General features: G+C 64.5%; 21 protein-coding genes and 1 pseudogene. 15 read left to right on the top strand and 7 right to left on the bottom strand.

Translation table 11 applies throughout. The features are described from left to right. Positions 1 to 67 precede the first annotated feature (67 nt). From GGD62_RS03760 to GGD62_RS03705, 12 genes are all read left to right on the top strand, one after another. The gene (locus GGD62_RS03760; RefSeq protein WP_183707123.1) at positions 68 to 2,101 is read left to right on the top strand and encodes an NAD(+) synthase; all 2,034 of its coding nucleotides are present in this window, start codon (positions 68 to 70) and stop codon (positions 2,099 to 2,101) included. A gap of 32 nt (positions 2,102 to 2,133) precedes the next feature. Further along, positions 2,134 to 2,514 (top strand): GrlR family regulatory protein, encoded by a 381-nt coding sequence (locus tag GGD62_RS03755; protein WP_244550681.1) that lies wholly within the window; start codon positions 2,134 to 2,136, stop codon positions 2,512 to 2,514. 133 nt (positions 2,515 to 2,647) lie between these two features. Next, positions 2,648 to 3,853: a DUF1236 domain-containing protein gene (locus GGD62_RS03750; RefSeq protein ID WP_246799982.1), complete on the top strand. Its 1,206-nt coding sequence runs from the start codon at positions 2,648 to 2,650 to the stop codon at positions 3,851 to 3,853. Between the two features lie 449 nt (positions 3,854 to 4,302). Next, the gene (locus GGD62_RS03745; protein ID WP_183707119.1) at positions 4,303 to 5,118 is read left to right on the top strand and encodes a sugar phosphate isomerase/epimerase; all 816 of its coding nucleotides are present in this window, start codon (positions 4,303 to 4,305) and stop codon (positions 5,116 to 5,118) included. 23 nt (positions 5,119 to 5,141) lie between these two features. Then, complete coding sequence (locus GGD62_RS03740) at positions 5,142 to 6,779, top strand: ABC transporter substrate-binding protein (protein ID WP_183707117.1); 1,638 nt, start codon at positions 5,142 to 5,144, stop codon at positions 6,777 to 6,779. Between the two features lies 1 nt (position 6,780). Continuing rightward, complete coding sequence (locus GGD62_RS03735) at positions 6,781 to 7,764, top strand: ABC transporter ATP-binding protein (RefSeq protein WP_183707115.1); 984 nt, start codon at positions 6,781 to 6,783, stop codon at positions 7,762 to 7,764. Then, the gene (locus GGD62_RS03730; protein ID WP_183707113.1) at positions 7,761 to 8,747 is read left to right on the top strand and encodes an ABC transporter ATP-binding protein; all 987 of its coding nucleotides are present in this window, start codon (positions 7,761 to 7,763) and stop codon (positions 8,745 to 8,747) included. Before GGD62_RS03735 ends, GGD62_RS03730 begins: the two co-directional genes overlap by 4 nt. Beyond that, positions 8,747 to 9,676, top strand: a complete 930-nt coding sequence (locus GGD62_RS03725; RefSeq protein WP_018318023.1) for an ABC transporter permease — start codon at positions 8,747 to 8,749, stop codon at positions 9,674 to 9,676. Before GGD62_RS03730 ends, GGD62_RS03725 begins: the two co-directional genes overlap by 1 nt. Continuing rightward, on the top strand, positions 9,673 to 10,533 hold the full coding sequence (locus GGD62_RS03720; RefSeq protein ID WP_183707110.1) for an ABC transporter permease: 861 nt from the start codon (positions 9,673 to 9,675) through the stop codon (positions 10,531 to 10,533). The genes GGD62_RS03725 and GGD62_RS03720 overlap by 4 nt, the downstream gene beginning before the upstream one ends. Positions 10,534 to 10,775: 242 nt before the next feature. Beyond that, entirely contained in the window at positions 10,776 to 12,626 is a 1,851-nt protein-coding gene (ilvD, locus tag GGD62_RS03715; RefSeq protein ID WP_179736735.1) for a dihydroxy-acid dehydratase, read from the top strand. 387 nt (positions 12,627 to 13,013) lie between these two features. Further along, the gene (locus GGD62_RS03710; protein WP_018318026.1) at positions 13,014 to 13,331 is read left to right on the top strand and encodes a hypothetical protein; all 318 of its coding nucleotides are present in this window, start codon (positions 13,014 to 13,016) and stop codon (positions 13,329 to 13,331) included. A 241-nt stretch (positions 13,332 to 13,572) separates the two neighbouring features. Then, a complete protein-coding gene (locus tag GGD62_RS03705) occupies positions 13,573 to 13,896 on the top strand; it encodes a hypothetical protein (protein WP_183707593.1) in 324 nt (107 codons plus the stop codon). A 177-nt stretch (positions 13,897 to 14,073) separates the two neighbouring features. Here GGD62_RS03705 and GGD62_RS03700 read toward each other — a convergent pair whose 3' ends face one another. Beyond that, the gene (locus tag GGD62_RS03700; protein WP_183707108.1) at positions 14,074 to 14,595 is read right to left on the bottom strand and encodes a GNAT family N-acetyltransferase; all 522 of its coding nucleotides are present in this window, start codon (positions 14,593 to 14,595) and stop codon (positions 14,074 to 14,076) included. 160 nt (positions 14,596 to 14,755) lie between these two features. Between GGD62_RS03700 and GGD62_RS03695 the strand changes: the two genes are divergently transcribed. Continuing rightward, positions 14,756 to 15,847, top strand: coding sequence for an AI-2E family transporter (locus GGD62_RS03695; RefSeq protein WP_018318029.1), 1,092 nt, complete (start codon positions 14,756 to 14,758; stop codon positions 15,845 to 15,847). 6 nt (positions 15,848 to 15,853) lie between these two features. On the opposite strand, the gene GGD62_RS03690 is transcribed toward GGD62_RS03695, so the two are convergent. Then, positions 15,854 to 15,997, bottom strand: a complete 144-nt coding sequence (locus GGD62_RS03690; RefSeq protein WP_183707630.1) for a hypothetical protein — start codon at positions 15,995 to 15,997, stop codon at positions 15,854 to 15,856. On the opposite strand from GGD62_RS03690, the pseudogene GGD62_RS03685 reads away from it, so the two are divergent. After that, positions 15,980 to 16,120 (top strand): annotated as a pseudogene (locus GGD62_RS03685) (SDR family oxidoreductase); the annotation flags it as partial. The gene GGD62_RS03690 and the pseudogene GGD62_RS03685 sit on opposite strands and share 18 nt — an antisense overlap. Here GGD62_RS03685 and GGD62_RS03680 read toward each other — a convergent pair. The 5 genes from GGD62_RS03680 to GGD62_RS03660 all read right to left on the bottom strand — a co-directional run bounded on the left by GGD62_RS03680 (position 16,106) and on the right by GGD62_RS03660 (position 19,503). Then, a complete protein-coding gene (locus GGD62_RS03680; RefSeq protein WP_026201956.1) occupies positions 16,106 to 16,564 on the bottom strand; it encodes a MaoC family dehydratase in 459 nt (152 codons plus the stop codon). The pseudogene GGD62_RS03685 and the gene GGD62_RS03680 overlap by 15 nt on opposite strands. Positions 16,565 to 16,575: 11 nt before the next feature. After that, on the bottom strand, positions 16,576 to 17,226 hold the full coding sequence (locus GGD62_RS03675) for a 3-oxoacid CoA-transferase subunit B (RefSeq protein WP_092258110.1): 651 nt from the start codon (positions 17,224 to 17,226) through the stop codon (positions 16,576 to 16,578). A 4-nt stretch (positions 17,227 to 17,230) separates the two neighbouring features. Further along, positions 17,231 to 17,878, bottom strand: a complete 648-nt coding sequence (locus GGD62_RS03670) for a CoA transferase subunit A (RefSeq protein ID WP_026201957.1) — start codon at positions 17,876 to 17,878, stop codon at positions 17,231 to 17,233. Positions 17,879 to 17,977: 99 nt separating this feature from the next. After that, positions 17,978 to 18,580 (bottom strand): hypothetical protein, encoded by a 603-nt coding sequence (locus GGD62_RS03665; protein WP_183707106.1) that lies wholly within the window; start codon positions 18,578 to 18,580, stop codon positions 17,978 to 17,980. After that, the gene (locus tag GGD62_RS03660; RefSeq protein ID WP_183707104.1) at positions 18,577 to 19,503 is read right to left on the bottom strand and encodes an alpha/beta fold hydrolase; all 927 of its coding nucleotides are present in this window, start codon (positions 19,501 to 19,503) and stop codon (positions 18,577 to 18,579) included. Before GGD62_RS03660 ends, GGD62_RS03665 begins: the two co-directional genes overlap by 4 nt. 127 nt (positions 19,504 to 19,630) lie before the next feature. Between GGD62_RS03660 and GGD62_RS03655 the strand changes: the two genes are divergently transcribed. Further along, complete coding sequence (locus tag GGD62_RS03655) at positions 19,631 to 22,138, top strand: alpha/beta hydrolase (RefSeq protein WP_183707102.1); 2,508 nt, start codon at positions 19,631 to 19,633, stop codon at positions 22,136 to 22,138. Positions 22,139 to 22,146 lie beyond the last annotated feature (8 nt).

Here is a 22,146-nt window from a genome sequence, read left to right as displayed (position 1 = left end):
TCGATGGGCTACATAGGGACTGGAGCTGACGGCTGCGGCAGCGAAGAGATTAAGGGTACTGCGCTCGATGACTTTCCACTCGATCTACGCCCACGGATTTGCGCGCGTGGCGGCCTGTGTCACCACGTCCCATGTCGCCGATCCCTCGGCCAACGCCAAGGCCGTGCTGGCGGCGGCCAATGCCTGCCATGAGCAGTCGGTGGCGGTCGCGGTGTTTCCCGAGCTGTGCCTGTCCGGCTATGCGATCGAAGACCTCGTCAAGCAGGATCCGCTGCTCGATGCGGTCGAGCGCGGCCTCGTAGGCATCGTCGAGGGCTCGGCGGGGCTGATGACGGTCCTGATCGTCGGAGCGCCGCTACGCTTTGGTCATCGCATCTACAATTGTGCCGTCGTCATTCACCGCGGCAACATCCTCGGCGTGGTGCCGAAGACGTACCTGCCGACCTACCGCGAATTCTACGAAGGGCGGCATTTCGCCTCCGGCGCCGGCATGGTCGGAGAGACGATCGCGTTCGGCGGGCTGCATGCGCCGTTCGGCGTTGACCTCTTGTTTGCGGCCGAGGACGTTCCGGGCCTCACCATCGGCGTCGAGATCTGCGAGGACATGTGGATCCCGGTAACGCCGGCCTCGGAGCTTGCACTCGCGGGCGCCAGCGTGCTCATCAACCTCTCGGGCAGCCCGATCACGATCGGCCGGGCGCGTTCGCGCGCGCTGCTGTGCCAATCGACGTCGGCGCGCTGCCTCGCGGCGTACGTCTATTCGGCCGCTGGGGCCGGGGAATCGACCACGGATCTTTCCTGGGACGGCCAGACCTCGATCTATGAGAACGGCGTGCTGTTGGCCGAGGGCGAGCGGTTCCGCCAGGGCGGCCAGATCACGCTGGCCGACGTCGATCTCGATCTGCTCAGGCAGGAACGTGCCGCGATGGGGACGTTCGACGACAACCGCCGGCAGCGCGAGGCGTTTTTCCGCAAGGTGACATTCGCGCTGAAGCCGCCGGCCGCCGATATCGGCTTCCTGCGCAAGGTCGAGCGCTTTCCGTTCGTGCCGAGCGACGAAAGCCTGCTCGAGCAGGATTGCTACGAGGCCTACAACATCCAGGTCGCCGGCCTCGTGCAGCGCATGCGCGCGACCGGCACCAAGCGCGTCGTGATCGGCGTGTCGGGCGGGCTTGATTCCACCCATGCACTGATCGTCGCCGCCAAGGCGGTCGACCTGCTCGGTCTGCCGCGCGAAAACATCCTGGCCTACACTATGCCCGGTTTTGCCACCGGCAGTGAAAGCAAGACCCATGCATTGGCGCTGATGCAGGCGTTGCAGACGAGTTGGCAGGAGCTCGATATCCGCACCACCGCGACGCAGATGCTGAAGGATATCGGCCATCCCTTCGGCAACGGCCAGAAGGTCTACGATGTCACCTTCGAGAACGTTCAGGCGGGCCTGCGTACGGATTACCTGTTCCGGCTCGCCAACCATCACGGCGGCATCGTCATCGGAACCGGCGATCTTTCCGAGCTCGCGCTCGGCTGGTGCACCTATGGCGTCGGCGACCAGATGGCGCATTACAACGTCAATGCCGGCGTGCCGAAGACGCTGATCCAGCATCTGATCCGCTGGGTGATCTCATCGAAGCAGTTCAGCGACGACGTCAACCGGACGCTTGGCTCGATCCTGGTCGCCGAGATCTCGCCCGAGCTGGTGCCGGTCGAGCCCGGCGAGAAGCCGCAGAGCACCGAAGCATCCGTCGGCCCTTACGAGCTGCAGGATTTCAACCTGTTCTACACGCTGCGGTTCGGCATGCGTCCGTCCAAGATCGCCTTCATGGCGCAGCACGCGTGGAAGGATGTCGCCAAGGGCGAATGGCCGCCGGCGTTCCCGCGCGACCGGCGCAAGGCCTATGATCTCAAGGACATCCGCCGCTGGCTCGAGGTGTTCCTGCGCCGCTTCTTCGCCTTCAGCCAATTCAAGCGCTCGGCGATGCCGAACGGCCCGAAGGTCTCGGCGGGCGGCTCGTTGTCGCCCCGCGGCGACTGGCGCGCGCCGTCGGATTCGAGCGTGGCGGCATGGCTCGAGGATCTCGAGCGGAACGTGCCGAACTGATCGGGACGGCGGATCGTTGGGGAGATGATCTGATGTCGGCAGGGGATGGAGCGGAAGCGGAGGAGGCCAGGGTCGTCAACGGCCTCTATATCTTCGACATCGAGATGCGCGACGGCAAGCGCGGGCAGGCTCGGGGCGTCGTCGTGCTGTGCGACGGACGCATCATGGGCGGCGACAGCTATTTCTACTACACCGGCACCTACACCTTCCGGAACGGCAAGTGGCGGGGCGATATGATCGTCAATCAGCACACCGAAGCGGTCGGCAGGACGCTTGCGTTCGGAGGCAGGGAGGTCACCTGCGGCTTCTCGGGCGACTACTCCGCCGGCGGCGCCGAGGTCGAAGGCATGGCGCTGGTCGGCAAGACCACCGTGACATTCACGGCCCGCCTCACATTGAAGGATGCGATGTAAGTCCGCGTGACCGGCCCTCGTTCCTGCTCAGGAACCTTCGCACCCACAGAACGTTCGCGTCTGTTGTTGCGAATTGTCGAGGAGAGGGACCATGCGTCAACACTTGATGTTATCGACTGCGGCCGTCGGGCTCATGCTCGCGTCCGGCATTGCCTACGCCCAGGCGCCCGGTGAGCGCAGAGACGAGCCAAAACGGACCGAGGAACCGGCGAAAGGCGCCGCGCCCCAGCGCGGTGGTGCAGCTCAAGAACGGGTTCAAGAGCGCGCCCAGGGCGCACAAGAGAAAATGCAGGGAGCCGGCCGCGAGGAGAAGGGCGGCGGCCGCCGTGCAGACGAAGAGAAGGGACGACCGGGCACCGCCGCCGAACGCGGCCAGCCCAATGCGAAGGAGCAGGCACAGGAGTCCCGCGAGCCATCGCGAGATCGCAACCGCGAAGCCGACACGGCGAAACAAGGTCGCGAGACCGGCAAGAGCAGCGCCGAGACGAAGCAGGACAAGTCCGCGCCGCAGAAATCAACGGCCGAGACCGAGAAGTCCAAGACCGGCCCGGCTGGCCAGCAGAACGAGCGGACGGGAGCCGCGGCCAACCAGAAGGAGCAGAACCAGCCTCCGCGCAATGCGGCCGAGCAACAGCCGGCGCAACAGAACAACCGGCCGGCCACCGCGACGGACACGAACCGCGCGGCTCCGACCAACAATGCGCAAACTGCGCCTTCCGGCACGCAGACCAATCAAGCCAATCAGACCACCCAGACCAACACGCAGGTTGGTCAGCAGACCAGCGTGACCACCGAGAAGCAGGTGCGGATGTCCGAAACGGTGAGCCGTGCGCGGTTGGCGCAGCCGGAGCGCAACCTGAACATCTCGATCCGGATCGGCGAGACGATCCCGCCGCGCGTGCGTCTCTACCGGCTGCCGCCCGAGATCGTCACGATCGAGCCCCAATATCGGGACTACGAGTATTTCGCGACCGATGACGACGTCGTCATCGTGGAGCCGCGGACGCATCGCATCGTCAGCCAGGTGCCGCGCGATCCGTCGCGAGCCCGCGCGCAGATGGGCGGCGCGGCCTCGTCGAACATGGCAGCCGCCGGAGGCACGACGAGCAACAGCGTGAACTGTCAGGTCATGCGGCGTGATGCGTCGGGCAATGTCGCCCAGGCAGAGCCGTCAACCGTCGGCTCGACCGCGCGCGCGGATTCGCTGAGCGTGACGGTTCAGATGCCGGATGGCAGCTCGTCCGCACCGGTCGCCCTTGGGGCGGCCGCCGGCAATATCGTGGTCGCGACGCAAGGGCAGGGCGACTGCACGGTGACGATCGAGCCGCAGACACGCTGATCGAAAGACGAGGCTGAAACGACAACGCGCCGCCCGGTTGCCCCAACCGGACGGCGCGTTGCTGCGTTCAATCTGAAAGTTTCGAGGTCCGGAGTGCCTAGGAGTCCGGACCTCGTCACCTTGCCCCAGCCTTCAATCCCCCGCCCCATGTGGTCCCCCAACCCCATGTAGCGCGATCAGAGGGTGATGCCCGTGGAAGTGGCCGCCGATCGATGCACGCGATGTACGTGACATCGCGATAGGATTCCATTCCGGATCACTACGGGCATAGATACCGCTTGCCATGTGCCCGTTCTGCACCGGTGGTCTGATCGCAGGTGCATGATCCGCCGCACGCGATCGGCAGGATGTCCACATCTCCTCGGCGCCGCTGAGCCTCGATTTCACGGGCCTGTCATTGAACTGGTCTAGCGCTGCTCCCGTCATCGCTGACGGCGAAGGAGCAAGCCATGTCGAAGCCGGTGCTGGGCGCCGCATTGTCCATCAAATCGATCCCCGCGCATCGCGACTGGCTTCTCGACCGGCAGCGCGATCTCGAAATCCAGGATTTCTTCCGCGCCGATCTCCTCGACAGCGATTGGCGCAGCACCGCCGGCGAGATCAAGCAGATGCTGGCGGGCCATACCGGCCGGCTCGGCATCCACGGCCCGTTCTGGGGCTTCAAGATCGACAGCCACGATCCCATGATCCGCCAGGCCGTGACCAAGCGCCTGCTCCAGGGCCTCGATGCCGCCGAGTTCCTCGGCGCGACGCAGATGGTGATCCATTCGCCGTTCACGACCTGGGATCACAACAATCTCGATCTCTATCCTGACAATCGCGGCAATCTGGTCGAACGCGTCAAGGCGACGCTCGCCGAGGTGATCGCGCGCGCCGAGACCATCGGCTGCGAGGTCGTCATCGAGAACATCGAGGACAAGGATCCGCGCGACCGCGTCCGTCTCGCCAGGGCGCTCGAAAGTGCCAAGGTCCGCGTCTCGCTCGACACCGGGCATGCCAACTACGCCCACATCTCCACCGGTGCGCCGCCGGTCGACTATTACGTCGAGACCGCCGGCGACATGCTGACCCATGTGCATCTGCAGGACACCGACGGCTTTGCCGACCGGCACTGGGCGCCGGGCGAAGGCAACATCCCCTGGGTCGCCGTGTTCCGCGCGCTGGGACGGCTGACTTCCAATCCGCGGCTGATCCTCGAACTCCGCAACCACGACGACGTCCGCGCCGGCGCAGCCCATCTCGCCGCGCTCGATCTTGCCGAATAACCGCATCATCTGGGGCTACCGCCATGAGCAAATTCACCCGTCGCACCATCCTCAAGACCGGCGCCGCCGCCGCAAGCACGCTGCTGCTGCCGCGTTTTGCCATCGCGCAGGGCGACAACCGTCCGTCGGTGACGATCGCCGTGCAGAAGGTGACGAATGCGAACGTGCTCGACGTGCTGCGCGAGCAGTCCAATGTCGGCGAGCGCGTGTTCTTCTCCTCGATCTGGGAAGGCCTGATCTCCAAGAACTGGCGCGGCAACCTCGAGGCCGTGCCCGGCCTTGCCACCGAGTGGCGCCGCATCGACGACCAGACCGTCGAGGTAAAGCTGCGTCAGGGCGTCAAATTCCACAACGGCGACGAGATGACCGCAGAGGACGTCGTCTTCACCTTCAGCCGCGAGCGCATGTTCGGCGAGACCGAGGCCAAGAGCCGCTCGACCATCCAGGCCTTCGAGAAGATCCCGACGCCGCGTCCGGGCAAGGAATTGCCGCCGGACGTGCCGGCCGTTGCCCGCCGCATCTGGCCGGATCTCGTGCGCGTCGACGCCGTCGATAAATACACCGTGCGCTTCTACAACGCGACGCCAGACGTGACGATCGAAGGCCGGCTGTCGCGCTATGGCTCCGACATCATGAACCGCCGCGCCTGGGACGAATCCGCGAGCTATCTCGACTGGGCGCGCAAGCCGGTCACGACCGGTCCCTACAGGGTCGTCGAGCTCAAGCCCGACGTGTCGCTGACCCTCGAAGCGCATGACGAATATTGGGGCGGCCGTCCGCCGCTCAAGCGCATCCGCTTCCTCGAAGTGCCCGAAGTCGCGAGCCGCATCAACGGACTGCTCTCGGGCGAATACCAGTTCGCCTGCGATATCCCGCCGGACCAGATCGCCGGCATCGAGAAGAACGCCGCGTTCGAAGTGCAGGGCGGCACCATCCTCAACCACCGCCTGACCGTGTTCGACAAGAACCACGCCCAGCTCGCCAATCCCTTGGTGCGGCGCGCCTTCACCCACGCGATCGACCGCCAGGCCATCGTTGACAGCCTGTGGGCCGGCCGCACCCGTGTGCCGAAGGGGCTGCAGTGGGAATTCTACGGCGACATGTTCAACGCCGACTGGAGCGTGCCGGCCTACGATCCGAAGCTCGCGCAGGATCTGCTCAAGCAGGCCAATTACAAGGGCGATCCGATTCCGTATCGCCTGCTCAACAATTACTACACCAACCAGGTCGCGACCGCGCAGGTGCTGGTCGAGATGTGGAAGTCGGTCGGCCTCAACGTCCAGATCGAGACCAAGGAGAACTGGTCGCAGATCATGGAGCGCGGGTCGGCCCGCGCCGTGCGCGACTGGTCGAACTCGGCCGCCTTCAACGATCCGGTCTCCTCGCTGGTCGCCCAGCACGGTCCGAACGGCCAGCAACAGCAGATCGGTGAATGGACCAATGTCGAGCTGAACAAGCTCTCGGAGTTCCTGGAAACCTCGACCGACCGTGCCGCCCGCAAGAAGGCGTTCCGCCGCATGCTGGAGATCGCCGAGCGCGAAGACCCCGCCTACACGGTGCTGCACCAGAACGCGACGTTCACGGCCAAACCGAAGTCGATCAAGTGGAAGGCGTCACCGGCGTTCGCGATGGATTTCCGCGCCGGCAATTTCGAGGCCTGAGGTGACGCCGCTGGTCAGCATTGCAGGCCTGAGCGTCGCCTTCAGCGGCGTGCCGGTCCTGCGCGGTGTCGATCTCGCTCTCGGCAAGGGCGAGGCTCTCGGCCTCGTCGGCGAGTCCGGATCGGGCAAGTCGGTGACGTGGCTTGCCGCGCTCGGGCTGCTGCCGCGGCATGCCAAGGTCTCGGGCTCGGTGCGGCTCGACGGACGGGAGATCCTGGGCGCGCCGGCCGCCGAGCTCGACCAGGTCAGGGGCGGGCGCGTCGCCATGATCTTCCAGGATCCGGCGAGCGCCCTCAACCCGGTCTTGACCATCCGCAGGCAGCTCTGCGAAGCGCTGTCGCTGCATCGGGATCTCCAAGGCAACGCCGTGAAGGCGGAAGCGCGGCGGCTGCTCGATCTCGTCGGCATTCCCGATGCGGGCCGGCGATTAGAGGCCTATCCGCACGAATTCTCCGGCGGCCAGGTCCAGCGCATCATGATCGCGATGGCGCTCGCCGGAAATCCGGACCTCCTCATCGCGGATGAGCCGACCACCGCGCTCGATGCCACCATTCAGGCCCAGATCCTGGAGCTTCTTTCGACGGTTCGCCGCGAGCTCGGCATGGCGATGGTGCTGATCAGCCACGATCTCGGCGTCGTCGCGGAGAATTGCGACCGCGTCGCGGTGATGTATGCCGGCCGCATCGTCGAGCAGGCCCCCAGCAACCAGCTGTTCGCCGATCCCCTGCATCCCTATGCCCAGGGCCTGATCGGCGCGCTGCCGCCGCTCGACGGACCACGCCGCCGTCTCACCGCCATCCCGGGAACGGTGCCCGATCCCGCGAAAATGCCTGATGGCTGCGCCTTCGCGCCGCGTTGTACTCTGGCGTCCGAGCCGTGTACGCGTGCCGCGCCGACCTTGGCGCCGATCGCGGACGGCCGCGCTGTCGCCTGCATCCGCGCCGAAGCTTCGCGCCGCGCGCTGCTCGGGATCGCCGCCGAATGAGCCCGCCGCTCGTCGAGGTGTCCTCGATCTCCCGCAGTTATTCGATGCGCTCCGGCATGTTCGGCCGCAGCACGGCGGTCCGTGCCGTCGATGGCGTGTCGCTGACCATTCCCAAAGGCGAGACGCTCGGCCTCGTCGGCGAGTCCGGCTCGGGCAAGTCCACCACCGGACGCATCGTGCTCGGTCTGGAGCCGCCCGATAGCGGCGAGGTGAGGTTCGACGGCAAGCCGATGGCTGCGCCGGGCACGGCCGCATGGCGTGCGCAACGCGCCCGCATGCAAATGATCTTCCAGGACCCGCTCGGCGCACTGGACCGGCGCTTGCCGGTCGCCGCGCAAATCCGCGAGCCGCTCGACATTCACGGGCTCGGCACGCCCGACGCGCGCGAGGAGCGCGTCCGCGAATTGCTGCGCGCCGTCGAGCTCACCCCGGCGCATGGCGCGCGTTATCCGGGCGCACTGTCCGGCGGCCAGCGCCAGCGCATCGTGCTGGCGCGCGCGCTCGCCACAAAACCGGATTTCCTGGTCTGCGACGAGCCGGTCAGCGCGCTCGACGTCTCGATCCAGGCGCAGGTGGTGAACCTGCTTTGCGATCTCCAGGCCCAGCTCTCGCTCACCTTGCTGTTCATCAGCCACGATCTGCGCGTCGTCAGGCAGATCAGCAATGTCGTCGCCGTGATGTATCTCGGCCGCATCGTCGAGATCGGCAGCGCCGACGATCTGTTCGCGCGGCCCGAGCATCCCTATACCCAGGCGCTGGTCTCGGCTTCGCCCGCGCCAGGCCGCCGCAGCGCCGGCCGCATCGTGCTCGCGGGCGATCCGCCAAACCCGGCCGCGCGACCGCAAGGTTGCGCCTTCCATCCGCGCTGCCCGCGCGCGATCGCACGTTGCGCGCGCGAGGTGCCGGCACTTGCGGCCGTCGGCGGCAACAGGCAGGTCGCCTGCCATCTCGTCACCGGCGCCGAGACTCGGGACGCCGCGTGATGGGACGCTATTTCGCCATTCGCATTGGACGTGCGGCGCTGACGATCGTGCTCGTCGTCACCTTCGCCTTCGTGGTGCTGCGTCTCTCCGGCGATCCCGCGCTGATGATTTTGGGACCGGAAGCGCCGCCCGAGGTGCTCGCGGCGTTCCGCAAGGCCTGGGGCCTCGATGATCCCATCTGGTTTCAGTATCTCGATTACTTCGGTGCCATCGCCAAGGGCGAGCTCGGCCGCTCCATGCGTGACGGGCGACCCGCGATCGAGCTGGTGCTGGAGCGGATTCCGGCGACGCTGGCGCTGACCTTGCCGGCCTTCGCCTTCAAGGTCGCGCTCGGCATTCCCGCCGGCATCTACGCCGCGCTGCACCGGGGCTCCGCGATCGACCGCGCGGTGATGATGACGGCGGTGGCCGGCTTCACCGTGCCGAGCTTCGTGCTGGCGCTGCTGCTGGTGCTCGTGTTCGCCGTGCAGCTCGGCTGGCTGCCCTCGGGCGGGCAGGACAGTTGGCGCCACGCGATCCTGCCCATCGCGACGCTCAGCCTCGGCGGTGCCGCCGTTCTGGCGCGCTTCACCCGCAGCGCGATGCTGGAGGTGCTGGGCCAACCCTATATCCGCACCGCGTCGGCCAAGGGCGTGCCGTGGCGCAGGGTGGTGACGTCGCATGCGCTGCCGAACGCGGCGATTCCGACCGTCACCATTCTGGGCTTCATGGTGGGCACGCTGATCGCGGGCGCGGTGGTGGTCGAGAGTGTATTTGCCTGGCCGGGAGTAGGGCGGCTTCTCGTTGTTGCGGTTGCCAATCGCGACCTCGCCGTCGTGCAGTGCATCCTGCTTCTTGTGGCGATGACCATGGTCACGTCCAATTTGATCGTCGACTTCCTCTACGGCTTCCTTGATCCGCGGTTGCGCGCCAAAGGAGCCCACGCATGACCGACGCGACGCTGAAGGACGCGGCCGTCCGCCGTCGCATCCGCCTGCCGGCGATCCCAATCTCGGTCGCGCTCGCGGTCGCCTGGATTGTCGCGATGCTGGTCATTGCGGCCTTCGCCGAGAAGATCGCGCCCTACGGCTTTACCCAGCTCGACCTGCGCAATCGGCTCGCAGCGCCTGGCAATGCCGCGCACTGGCTCGGCACGGACGAGCTCGGCCGGGACGTGCTGTCGCGGCTGCTCGTCTCCATCCGGATCTCGCTGCTGATTGCCTTCGGCGCAACCGCCATCTCGGCGGTTGTCGGCACCACGCTCGGCTTCCTCGCCGCGCATTTCCGAGGGGCCGTAGAGCAGCTCGTGTTGATGCTGACCGACTTCCAGGCCAGCATGCCCTTCCTGATCATGGCGCTCGCTGTGCTCGCCTTCTTCGGCAATTCGCTGCCGCTGCTGATTGGCCTGATGGGACTGTTCGGCTGGGAGCGCTATGCCCGCATCGCGCGGGGCCTTGCCATCTCCGCCAATGCGCAAGGCTATGCCGCCGCGGTCCGCCAGTTAGGCGCGACGCCGCCCCGGATTTACCTCCGGCACATCCTGCCCAACATCGCCTCGACCCTGATCGTCTCGACCACGCTGGTCTTCCCCGAGGTGATCCTGATGGAGTCGGGCCTATCCTTCCTTGGCCTTGGCGTGCAGCCGCCGATGACCAGCCTCGGCAACATGGTCGGTTACGGCCGCGAATATGTGACCCGGGCGCCCTGGATCATGCTGGCGCCGGCGACCACGATCGTGGTGACCACGCTGGCGGTTTCGGTGATCGGGGACTGGCTGCGCGACCGGCTCGATCCGACCCTGCAATAGGGCACCCGTAGCCCGGATGGAGCGAAGCGTAATCCGGGACGGCGGTAAATTGGGGTGAGACCTGTCCCGGATTGCGCTCCGCTTCATCCGGGCTACGAAGCGGCCCGCGCCGGGAGCAGGGGAGCCCTGTCCGCCCCAAGTTCCCGTTGCGCGCGTTCCCCGCGTGCGCTATCCGGCCACAAAGGCCTGAGGCGGCACCAGATTTTCCCGCCCGGCCGGTCAAACCGAGGACGGAAACCGCCATGCCAGCCTATCGCTCCCGCACCACCACCCACGGCCGCAACATGGCGGGTGCCCGCGGCCTCTGGCGCGCGACCGGCATGAAGGACGCCGATTTCGGCAAGCCGATCATCGCGGTCGTCAACTCCTTCACCCAATTCGTGCCCGGCCACGTCCATCTCAAGGACCTCGGCCAGCTCGTCGCCCGCGAGATCGAGCAGGCCGGTGGCGTCGCCAAGGAATTCAACACCATCGCGGTCGACGACGGCATCGCGATGGGCCATGACGGCATGCTTTACAGCCTGCCGTCGCGCGAGCTGATCGCCGATAGCGTCGAGTACATGGCCAACGCGCACTGCGCCGACGGCCTCGTCTGCATCTCCAATTGCGACAAGATCACGCCCGGCATGCTGATGGCCGCGCTGCGGCTCAACATCCCCGTCGTGTTCGTCTCGGGCGGGCCGATGGAGGCCGGCAAGGTCAAGCTGCAAGGCAAGACCAAGGCCGTCGACCTCATCGACGCCATGGTGGCTGCAGCCGATTCCAAGGTCAGCGACGACGACGTCAAGGTGATCGAGCGTTCGGCGTGCCCGACCTGCGGCTCCTGCTCGGGCATGTTCACCGCCAACTCCATGAACTGCCTGACCGAGGCGCTGGGCCTCGCGCTGCCCGGCAACGGCACGGTGGTGGCAACCCATGCCGACCGCAAGCGCCTGTTCGTCGAGGCCGGCCACACCATCGTCGATCTCGTGCGCCGCTATTACGAGCAGGACGACGCATCCGTGCTGCCGCGCAACGTCGCCAACTTCAAGGCGTTCGAGAACGCGATGACGCTCGACATCGCCATGGGTGGCTCGACCAACACCGTGCTGCATCTGCTCGCCGCCGCCCATGAAGGGCAGGTGGAGTTCACCATGAAGGACATCGACCGGCTTTCTCGCCGCGTGCCCGTGCTGTGCAAGGTCGCCCCGTCGGTCGCCGACGTGCATGTCGAGGACGTGCATCGTGCCGGCGGCATCATGGGCATTCTGGGCGAGCTCGACCGCGCCGGCCTGATCGACACCTCGGTCTCGACCGTGCATGCGCCGACCATGAACGACGCGCTTGAGCGCTGGGACATCAAGCGCTCCAAGAGCGAGGCGGTCCGCACCTTCTTCCGTGCTTCGCCCGGCGGCATCCCGACCCAGGTCGCCTTCAGCCAGGAGCGCCGCTACGACGAGCTCGACGCCGATCGCGAGAAAGGCGTGGTGCGTGATCTCGAGCACGCCTTCAGCAAGGACGGCGGTCTCGCCGTGCTCTACGGCAACCTCGCGCAGGACGGCTGCATCGTGAAGACCGCCGGCGTCGACGCCTCGATCCTGAAATTCTCTGGCCCCGCGCGCGTGTTCGAAAGCCAGGACGCCGCCGTCGAGGGCATCCTGGGCGGCAAGGTCGTCGCCGGTGAGATCGTGGTCATCATCTACGAAGGCCCGCGCGGCGGCCCCGGCATGCAGGAGATGCTCTATCCCACGAGCTACCTGAAATCGATGGGCCTCGGCAAAGCCTGCGCGCTCGTCACCGACGGCCGCTTCTCCGGCGGCTCTTCGGGCCTGTCGATCGGCCATCTGTCGCCGGAAGCCGCCGAAGGCGGCAACATCGGCCTGGTGCGCACCGGCGACCGCATCGCGATCGACATCCCGAACCGCAGCATCAGCCTGGAGGTCTCCGACGAGGAGCTCGCCAAGCGCCGCGCCGCGGAAGAGGCGAAGGGCGATGCCGCCTGGCAGCCGGCTGCGCGCAAGCGCAATGTCTCGACCGCGCTGCAGGCCTACGCCGCGCTCACCACCAGCGCCGCGCGCGGTGCCGTGCGCGAGGTCAAGCGTCGTCCGAAATAACGCCTCGACCCGCCACAGACGGGAGTCGATTCCTCCGAAGCGCTCGCGGTCCCCCCGCGAACGCGCAGATGGGTTTTGCAGGACACACAAATGAAGCCGGGACGGGGGGCGCAAAGGAACGGCCCCCGCCTCCTGGGGTGTGGGCTATTGGGGGTGGAGGCGAGAGCCGCTTTGCGAAGTGGGCACCCGACGTGCGGGCTCGCCCGCCAGGCCCTGTGAATTTAGTGTATTTGCGCGCGTTTTGCTATTTAATTTTTATTAATTTTGTTTGTTTTTTTATTTAATCGTGCAATCCTAAGAAAAATAACCCGAAATCCATTTTCCGAATCCGGCCGGGCGGTCGCCGTATCCTCCGCGACGGTGCGGATGCCAGTAGCGGAGTAAGCCATGAGTCAATCTCCATCGCTCGTGCCGCCCATGACGACAGACCGGGACGTCTACCTCGTGCTCGATGATTTTGGCCGGCGGCTCGGCCGCGCCTGGTGCGAAACTGCCGAGGAGGATGCCAATCGGGCGACCCTGCTCAGACATCTCGTCGAGGGGCAATATCTCCATCCGGCACGTGTCGTGGCCTTCAACACTGCGGAAGGATGGTCACGAGATGCCACCGCAGAAATAGCGGACGAGCTGCGCCGCCGCTTTGTCGAATTCGAAGAAACTGATCCCTCGCTGCTGGAGTTTCTGGAAAGAGCGGCGAGGCACTGATAGCTCGACCTTGACGGAGGCGGATGAGCGCTTTCGCGTTAATGCGCGTGGTCAATGAGTTCTTACCGGTCGGCTGCGATCGGCCGTTCGCATTAAGGATGCCCCGACGAAGTTCGGCAGAGCAGGGTTTTGCGGCGTATACTCCCGCGACCTTCGCAAATCCATTTTGGGCAATTGGGGCACCACCGCAATGTCGCGTACTCTCGCTGTTGTTTTCTCGACCGCCGTCGCCGCGATTTCCATGACGGGCGCAGCCTCCGCCGGCTGCTACAATTGCTACGCACCGCCGCCGTGCCAGACCTGCTATCAGCAGCAATACGTCGCGCCGCAGTACCGCACCGTCGACGAGACCGTGATGGTCGTCCCGGGCTCCGTCGTCGCGCATCGCACGCCCGCGCAGTACCGCACCGTGATGGTGCCGCAGACCGTGATGGTCGCGCCGCCGAGCGTCCAGTACGAGCGCATCCCCCCGCAATACGCCACGCGCCAACGCGTCCAGATGGTCTCGCCAGGGTATTCCTATTACGCCCCGGTGCAGATGGGATGCGCGTCCTGCGGGTACTGAGCGAGAGGCAGTCACGAAGAACATTCGCGCGGCACTCCTCACGGGGCGCCGCGTTTTCTTTTGCGCGGTGTTAAAGGGAGCGGATCTTTGAACCGGTAAGCCGTTGTTGCCGAGCTACATGTACCAGAGGGCGGCAGTGTTTTGCGCGGAGCTTGAGGCGTCGTCCGAGAGATTCTATCAGGTCAGCGTCAATACCATATGGACTGTGTGAGGTTCGCGGCGTTCTGCGCGTTCGAACCCAAATCTGCCAAGCACCCTGAGCATCGCAGCGTTGTCCGGTAGCACCTCCGCGGTCAGTTCCTTCAGCCTGGCTTCGCGGGCAAGGCTGATCAGGTGGCGCAGCAGCAGTCCGCCGATGCCGCGTCCTTGCCAGGCGTCGATCACCATGAAGGCCGTCTCGGCGCAGCCGGGCCCGGCTGCGACATATCGCGCGCCGCCCACGATGGTGCTCCGACCTGCATTCGCCACGCACGCGACCAGCGCAACATGGTCCTTGAAGTCGACCTCGACGAAAAAGGCGCGCTCCTTCTGGGAGAAATGACGTTTTAGCATGAAGAAGCGGCGCTGGAGGGACTGTGTGCCCACCTCGCCAACCGCGGCCAGCATGGCGGCCTCGTCATCTGGCCGGAGAGCACGAATCTCTACGGCCGTTCCGTCGCGGAGCTGTTCGTTTCGCGCGTAATTTGCTGCATTCGACATGCGTTCGCGTCGCAATTGTTGAGCCGCTACGTGACCACGGCACCCGTCCCATCAGGCCGCCTTCAGTCCTTTGCCGGTTGATTTGGATCAAGCCTGCAGTCCCGGTCCGGCCGCTAGGCTTTCCGCATGGAGCCAATCAGCCGGGCGCGGGCCTCAGACCTTGAAGACACTTCGCCAACTTTTTTCCACCAGCGACGTCGTTCAGCTCGTGATCCGGCTCGGCTTGCTTGCACTGCTGATCCTGTGGACGCTCCTGATCATCCGTCCCTTCGTGCCGATCCTGACCTGGAGCGCGGTACTTGCCGTGGCGTTCTATCCGGTCTTCAATTGGCTCGCGAAATGTTTGGGCGGCCGCCCGCGGACAGCGGCGGTGCTCCTCACCTTCACCATGCTCGGCATCGTCATCGGTCCGGCGGCCTGGCTCGGCCTCAGTGCGGTTGACGGCGTCAGAGAACTCGCAGGGCAACTCGGCAGCGGCGATCTCGTGCTGCAGGCGGCGCCGGAGCGGATCAAGGACTGGCCGCTGGTCGGGCCGCAGCTCTACGATCTCTGGAATCAGGCCTACACCAACATCCGCGCGGCCGTGCGCGAGGTTGCGCCATATCTGAAGCCGATTGCCGGCATGATGCTGTCATTCGCAGGCAGCGCCGGCCTTGGCACCCTGCAGTTCCTGATGTCGGTGCTGGTCGCCGGATTTCTCTTTCCATATGGTCCGCAGCTCGTCAGCGCAATCCGCGGTTTCCTGTTCCGCATCGTGCCGGAACAGAGCGAACATTTCCTCGAGCTGGCGGCTGGGACCATCCGGGCGGTGTCGCAGGGCGTCATCGGCGTCGCCATTATCCAGGCGCTGCTCGCCGGCATCGGATTCAAGCTGGCGCTCATCCCGAGCGCGGGGCTGCTCGCCGTCATTGTTCTGCTGCTGTCGATCGTGCAGCTCGGTGCGGGGATCGTCCTCATTCCGGTCGTCATCTGGATCTGGATGGACAAGGACGTCACCACGGCGCTGCTCCTGACCGTATTTCTCGTCATCGTCGGTCTCCTCGACAACATCCTGAAGCCGCTGGTCATGGGACGGGGCCTCTCCACGCCGGCGCTCGTCATCCTGATCGGAGTGATCGGTGGCACGCTCGCGCATGGGATCATCGGTCTGTTCATCGGACCGATCATTCTCTCGGTCGCCTGGGAGCTCGCAGCGGCCTGGATCCGCATCGACCGCGCCGTGCCGCCTGCGCAGCTTGTCGCTGACCGTTGACTTAAATCAACGTCTCAGCGATGGCGGCGCCTCTTGAATGCCTTGCACGACGACGAGGTCGAACATGGCGATTGAAATCTGAAGCTCCCCGATGAAGCCGTGTTCGAGCGCATCGAGTCGTAGTGGGGATAGCTCGATTTCTTGGTTCATTCCATCGCCTTTTCGCCCAAGGAGGCTCTGCACGGGCGCGTCGTTGATGTCGACCGCGACGGCCTTCTGAAGACGATGGACGTGTCTTGCTGGTCATACATGTCGTTCTCAGCGATAGTGCAGGGCGATCAGCTCGGCGACGCAGGCGGGCTTCTTGCCGCCCTCGATCTCGATCACGAGATGATAATTCACGCGCAGTCCGTCCGGCGGCACGTCCTCGGCTTCGGCGACCGTGACGCGGCCGCGCAGTCTTGAGCCCGCCGGCACGGGGGCGAGGTACCTGATCCGGTCAGCGCCGTAGTTCAGCGTGTTGCGAAGGCCCTTTAGGCCGATGACAGAGCGGATGAACAGCGGCGCCAGGGCAAGTGACAGCAGGCCATGAGCGATGGTTTTGCCGCCCGGCATCTCCTTGCTGGCACGTTCCTGATCCACATGGATCCATTGTTCGTCGCAGGTCGCCTCGGCGAACTGATTGATGCGTGGCTGGGTGATCTCGATCCAGTCGCTGGCGCCGATCTCGGTGCCGATAGCGGATTTGATCTCGTCGAAGTCGCTGAATATGCGCATGATCGCTCTGCTCAAAGTCTCATTTCCAGGACGCTGTCAGGAATGGCCAGTTCGGCCTCGGTGACGGCCATGACCTCTCCGACACTGATGCCGGGCGCCGTTTCCAAGAGGGTCGCCCTGCCACCAGGGAAGCCGATCACGGCCATGTCGGTCACGACAAGGTGGACGGGCCGCGCCGAGGTCAACGGCAGCGAGCATTTTGCCACGATCTTCGACTTACCCTTGGCCGCGTGCTGCATGGCGACGATGACGCGCTTGGCACCGCTGACGAGATCCATGGCGCCGCCCATGCCCGGCACCATCTTGCCGGGGATCATCCAGTTGGCGAGATGGCCATGCGCGTCGACCTGGAGCCCGCCGAGCACCGTGACATCGACATGACCGCCGCGGATCAGTCCGAAGGACATCGCACTGTCGAAGGTTGAGGCACCCGGCAACGCGCTGATGGGACGCCCGCCGGCGTCGGTGAGCGTCGGATGAGCCATGCCTTGCTCGGGAATCGGCCCTGTGCCAATCAGCCCATTCTCCGACTGGAAGAATACCTTCAGATCTGATGGCACGTAGTTTGCGACCAGCGTCGGAATGCCGATGCCGAGATTGACAAGATTGCCCGTCTTCAGCTCCTTGGCGACTCGCCGGGCGATGATGATCTGGGGATCCATGATGTCACCCGTTGGTGATGAGATAGTCGACGAGCGGCGCGGGGGTGACGACGTGATCGGGCGCAATCACGCCAACGGGCACGATATGCTCGGCCGTCACGATGACGGTGTCGGCCGCCATCGCCATGACCGGGTTGAAATTGCGCGAGGTGAGCGCGTAGGCGAGGTTGCCGAGATAATCGGCGAGGAAGGCGTGGACGAGGGCGAACTGTGCGCGCAGCGCCGTTTCCAGCAGGAATGGCTTGCCGTCGATCTCGATCTGACGCTTGCCTTCGGCGACCAGCGTCCCGACGCCCGTGGGCGTCAGCACACCGCCGAGACCGCATCCGCCGGCGCGGATGCGCTCGACGAAGGTCCCTTGCGGGACGAGATCGACCGCAATCTGGCTCGCCAACATCTGCTGCTGCGCTTTTGGATTGAGGCCGATATGTGTTGCGGTCAGCTTCGACACCAATGCCTGATCGAACAACTTGCCGACACCCTTGCCGGGCGTCGCCGCGTCGTTCGAGATCAAGGTCAGGCCGGTCTTGTTCTGGCGCACGACTTCGTCGAGCAGGCGCTCCGGCGTCCCGACTCCCATGAAGCCACCCACCATAACGCTGGCGCCCGCCGGAATCATTGCGACGGCTTCTTCGATGGAAATGGCCTTCATCATTGAACTCCGGGATCGGCCCACGATGGCAGAGGGCGGCAGTAGGCGGATGTTGGCGCCCGGCGCCTCTCGTCCTTTGATCTGCGTCAAGGCTTCCGCTCATTCCGATCCTGCTGCGTCGATACCGATGCTCCCTAGTACCTCGCGCCAGAGCTTGCGAACGGCGGCATGACGTTGTTCGAGGGCAGCACTCACCGCATCCCGATGCGGCGCAAGGTCCGTGCCCTTGAGGAACAGAATCTGGGATTGCAGCAGCCGGCTGCTCTCGAACTCGATCCGTCGCAGCGCCGAGACAAAGGGATCCTGCGCATTGGCCTCGATCGGGAGCAGCGCGGCCGGTCGGATGCCCGCATGCACGGCATGGGCAAGCGTTGCAAGGTGAACCGCCTGGGCGAGACGAGGGTCCGGGATTCCGTCGATCGGGGCGGGCAGCCAGGCGGTCTCCCAGGACGCAACCATGTATCCCAAGGTAAAATCCGGGCTCCAGGAAGTTGCGCGCATCAGCAGCGAAACGATCTCCGTCTCGCGATAGAACTGTGCGTTCAATTCGGTTTGCCACGCTGCGTCGAGTCTTACGGGCAGCGTGAAGGCGAATTGCCGAGCGAGAGCGCCATGCGCCGAGATCAGGAATGCTGCGATCCGCGTCTGCTGGCCCGGTGGAACGCGGCCGTCCAGCTCGAGCGGACCCAGGAATCCGCTCATGCCAGTGCTCGCTTGACCGGGATAGCGCGCAGGTGATCGTAACCGTCAGGGAATGGCGTCAGCTCGCCGCCGGGCTCCTCGGGCGCGACCCATACCGCTTGATTGCCTTGCCAGCGGCCGGCCAGCACATCGTCGGCAAAGCGCGCGAGAAGATCGGCCGTCAGCGCGCCTTTTTCCAGTGTGAAAGCGTGATAAGCCTTGGGAATGATCACTAGCGAGCTGTTCGGAATCTCAACCCGCAGGGTCTCGTGCAGATGACGCGGGGTCAGAAAATCGAACTCACCATTGAGGATCATGGTCGGAGCCGAGATCGCTGACAGGTGGGGCGTTAGCGGTTGGAAGTCGAGAAAGGACTCCATCAGATTTTGAAGCGCATAGACATCGTTCACCAGCCAGCCCTGGCGCTTGACGCTGTCGAGCTTGTCCAACAATGGCTTCAACCACTGGTCGGAGAGGTTCATAGGCAGCAGTAGATCCTGGAGATAGCCTGTTCCTCCCAGGATCAGGCCAGTCCGGAGGGCGTTGCCGAGAAGCAAAAGCTGCGGCGTCAGCTCGGCGAAGCAGCTCATTGGCACCAGTCCGGACAGCCGCTGCCCATGCTCGATCGCATAGCGGAGCGCGATCAGGCCGCCGAAGCTGATGCCGCTCAGGAAGACCGGCCCCTCGCCAAGCGCTTCAATCAGAAGCCTCAGCGCGGCAACCTGGTCGTCCTGACTGATAAAGAGCGTCGGCTTGTCGGAGACCCCTTGACCGAGGAGATCGAAGGTTGCCACGCGAAAGCCTCGTGTCAGCAGCGCCTCGCGATAGGCGCCCCATAGCTCGGAATATTGTGTCAGTCCGTTGACGAAAACATAGGCCGGCGCTTTCGCCGGCCCATCGAGCTCGTAGCGTATTCGATACGAGCCGTGATTGAGAAAGGGCATCGCACAAGACTACCGACATCGCTGGCTACGATGCTCAACTGTCGCGAGCGGATTCCGTTGAGCTAGATCAAAGATCCCCGTTGCGACCTTCCTAGCGTTTCAAGAACTGTCCAGGGAGGAATCCGTCATGTCCACGACCGGTTTCGTGAAACGTTGCTCCGTCAGCCTGATTGTACTGCTGGTCGGCACCGCTCTGGCAGTTGCACAACCCTTCACGCGCCGCTCGTCGCAGGTGCAGCATGACGGGCTGAAGAAGACCTACGAGATCGCCAACTTCCGCCTTGGCGGCAAGTACGACCTCTCCAATCCCTCCAAGTGGGAGAATGGCGGCGAGGGGGGTGTCACGCTCGAGTCCCTCGGCGCTGGCAAGTTGAGAACAGCCTACATCGCCATCGGTAACGCGCGGCGCAACGCCGCAGGCGAGATTACCAATGCCGTCGTGATCAACTCCTATTATTCCGGTGACTCCACCGACATGTACGAGCAGTGGGTCAAGGGCGCTGCCTTGTCGGGGGGCGTCCCGATCATCGGTTCGGGACGGCCGATCGATACAGACCGCTATTATGTCATCATGGTCGATCCGCTCGGCACCTGGGGCGCCAGCAAGCCGTCCGATGGGCTCGGCATCAAGTTTCCGCAATACAGCTACTACGACATGGTGCAGGCGAACTATCGTCTGCTGCGCGACGAACTGAAGGTCGCGCGTGTTGCATTGGTCACGGGCGTGTCCATGGGCGGTACGCAGACCTATGTCTGGGGCGTCATGCACCCAGAATATGTCAGCGCCTTGATGCCGATCGGCGGCACCACGCAGTCGGATGGAGAGGATCCCGTCGGCAACTGGACGTTCCAGATGATGACGGCCGCGATCCAGGGCGATCCGGTCTGGCAAGAGACCAAGGGCGACTATTACAAGCTGCCGAAGGAAAAGCATCCGGTGCCGGGTGTCGCGTTCGGCTGGTCGATCCTTGGCATGACGGGTTATGACTTCGCATTCCGCACAACCCAGAACTGGGGCGCCGTGCAGCCCGAAATTTTCTACTGGCATCCGCCGAACGAGAAGGCCGGTTTGAACGTCATCAATCGCGCCAAGCTCTATGACGCGGTCGATCTCGTCTGGCGCAACCGGGTCGGCGAGACCCACAACGTTAATCCCTATCTCGGCCGCATCCAGGCGCGAACGCTGGTGATGCACATCACCAACGATCTCTGGCTCAACTTCAAGCTGGCGCAGCAGGCGGTCGATCGCGTGCCCGGCGCGGACCTGATCGCGCAGGAAAGCCCGGTCGCGCATTACGGCGTGTTCCCGATCATCAACCAGCGCAAGAACGATCCGAAATTCGTCGCTTTCATGGACGACGTTGCAAGCCTCGATCGCGCGCAGAAATTCGCCGACAAGAACTATCGCGTGCCCGGTGTTTCCGAGAAGATCGATCCGGAAAAATCCTTCTGGAAGGACTTTGTGACATATCCCTATCCGGTCAAATTCTCCAACGCCAAGGACAAGAGCGGCAAATCCTGGCAGATCGGCTACATGGATGAATACAACGGCACCGACAGAGACCCGAAGGTGCTGGTCATCATCCACGGCAAGGGCGCCTTCGGCGGCCACTACGGCAACATCATGCAATATGCGCTGCGGAGCGGAGTGCGCGTGATCGTGCCCGACCTGCCGCATTATGGGATGTCCGGGCCCGGCAATCTCGACAAGAGCCCGGCGCGCACCATGCAAGACATGCGCGAGGTGATCTACGACCTCGTGGTCAATCAGCTCGGCGTGAAGAAGGCGGTGTATCTTGGCCACTCGCTCGGCGGTCAGTTCGTGATGGGCTATGCCCTGACCTGGCCCGACGCCGTGCAGGCGCTGGCGCTCGAAGCGCCATCGGGCCTCGAGGAATATCCGCGCGACATCACGATCGCCAAGGACAAGAAGGCAAAACTGTTCGACCCGGATCTCGGCCGCGATTTCGACAAGTGGAAGTCAATCTGGGATCAGACTGGCATTCTCGCCGCTGAGAAGGCGCGCGACGAGCAGGGTGTCCGCGATTTCTTCTATTTCAAGAAGCGTGACCCAAACACCGGCGCAGTGTCGGCGGCGAAGAGCGGGTATTTCTACAGTGACAGTGAATATGCCCGCTTCCACACCGATCAGCGCGTCGGCCTCATCAGGGGCAACCCGAAGGAGCTCGATCAATGGTGCAACGTCTTCATTTTCGACATCTATACCATCCGGGCTGAGCTCCAGCAGGACGACCCGAAGAACCTCTACGAGCGGCTCACGCAGATCAAGGCGCCAATCTTCCTGGCCTTCGGCGACAAGGAGCCGTTCATCCCGACGCCCGCCTTCAACGGGCTGACCGATCTCGGTCGCGATGTGATCTCGCCGTTCATGACGCGGATGACCAATGCCGGCAACCGACCAATCCTCAAGATCTACCCGGAAACAGGGCACTTTATTCACACCGATAATCCGGTGGAGTTCTCGGTGGACGTCGTGGATTTCGTAACCAAGGGTAGTGTCGACACCTCTTCGCCGTCGAGCATTGATCGCATGATAAAGGGGGCCGTGGTATCTGCCCTGCCGGTGGCGCCGACTCCTCCGGGAGCCGCGCCTACGGCCGGCCTGAACAAATAGGGCCGCAC

It is taken from the genome of Bradyrhizobium sp. ERR14, assembly GCF_014198235.1.
In the GTDB taxonomy this organism is placed as follows: Bacteria; Pseudomonadota; Alphaproteobacteria; order Rhizobiales; family Xanthobacteraceae; genus Bradyrhizobium.
This window is presented reverse-complemented; position numbering and strand designations above follow the sequence as displayed.